Source organism: Rahnella sp. GSA61A (assembly GCF_019969905.1).
GTDB classification, from domain to species: Bacteria; Pseudomonadota; Gammaproteobacteria; order Enterobacterales; family Enterobacteriaceae; genus Rahnella; species Rahnella aceris.
Genome location: NZ_JAHXYO010000052.1, coordinates 1 through 1,338, shown reverse-complemented (window position 1 = coordinate 1,338; position 1,338 = coordinate 1). Strand labels below are relative to the sequence as shown.

Annotated in this window: 1 protein-coding gene; it reads right to left on the bottom strand. The window is 47.4% G+C overall.

Annotation, left to right across the window (positions count from 1 at the left end; translation table 11 throughout):
• Window positions 1-223 precede the first annotated feature (223 nt).
• Window positions 224-1,246, bottom strand: coding sequence for an IS110 family transposase (locus LC431_RS26175; RefSeq protein ID WP_223510481.1), 1,023 nt, complete (start codon window positions 1,244-1,246; stop codon window positions 224-226).
• Window positions 1,247-1,338 lie beyond the last annotated feature (92 nt).

The window sequence follows — 1,338 nt, the reverse complement described above, 5'->3', positions numbered from 1 at the left end:
TTTTACATCTATGGACTACCTCCGTTTTGCAAGCACTGAATCAGGTTTTAGGTTGTTGCTTACATCTATCCGGCATCAGGAATACCTGTGCCCAAATGGGTAATCCGCACACAATCGCCTCAACAACTGGACGGCCTCGAAGGCCTGTATAAAAATCAGGTTCCGATTGTGCAGGTGCAACCTGTTACCATTTTTCAATACTCTGCAACTTTTAAGGTAAGTATCATATTACTGCTGGCCGATATTCTGTCTCGTTATGAAGAATTGACCAGACAATCCGGGCATTCTTGTTGGCAACTGCCACGGTCGTTTTGTTAAATCCGCGCCGCTCTTTAAGTTGATTAACCCATTGGTTTAGATAGCCATCGTTATTGTTTGTCGCCACTCTGACGACAGCACGGGCACCGTGAATAAGCAGGGTCCGTAGATGCTTGTCGCCTTTTTTCGTCATGTTCATGAGCACCTGTCTGTCTCCGCTAGAGTGTTGACGTGGCACGAGGCCAAGCCACGCAGCAAAATGGCGGCCATTCTTAAATTCGGTCCCTTTACCAATCGCCGCAATAACGGCTGTGGCGGTTTTGGGGCCAATGCCTTTCACTTTAGCAATACGCTGACAGGCTTCAGACTGTTTAAAAACAGTGTCGATCTCTTTATCAAAAAAACCTATACGCCGTTCGAGATCTAAAAAGAGATCATAGAGCTCCGCAATCGTTCTGCGCATACGTGCACTGAGACCATTTTCAGCATCTTCGAGGATCAAGGGAATCGCTCGACGGGCCCTTGTGACAGAGATACCCATGGGGATCCCTCGATCAAGCAGCAAGCCTCGTATCTGACAGACCGTCGCAGTACGATGATTGACAATCCGTTGTCTTGCACGGTGTAAGGCCTGAATATCTTGCTGCTCCGGGCTCTTTGGCGGGACAAATTTCATCGTAGGCTGCATCAGCGCTATAGCGATCGCCAACGCATCATTGCCGTCATTTTTTTGCCCGCGGACAAAAGGTTTAACATACTGTGGACTAATGACTTTTACTTTATGTCCCCGTTTTTCAAACTCGCGCTGCCAGTAAAATGCGCCCGTTGAGGCTTCTATACCAATCAGGCAGGCCGGTATATTGGCAACTGTCTGAAGCAGTATTTTTCGGTCAACGCGTTTCGTGTAAAGGGGTTTTCCAGCCTGGTTTAAACCACAGAGTTGGAAAACATTTTTAGCCAGATCGATACCCAGATAGACGATATTCATGTTTACTCTCCTGCTGAACGTATTTTGTTCAGTTAAGCGCAAAGGGAGGAGGTAGTCCATCCCATTACCTGGCGTAAGAAGTATGGCGGTAT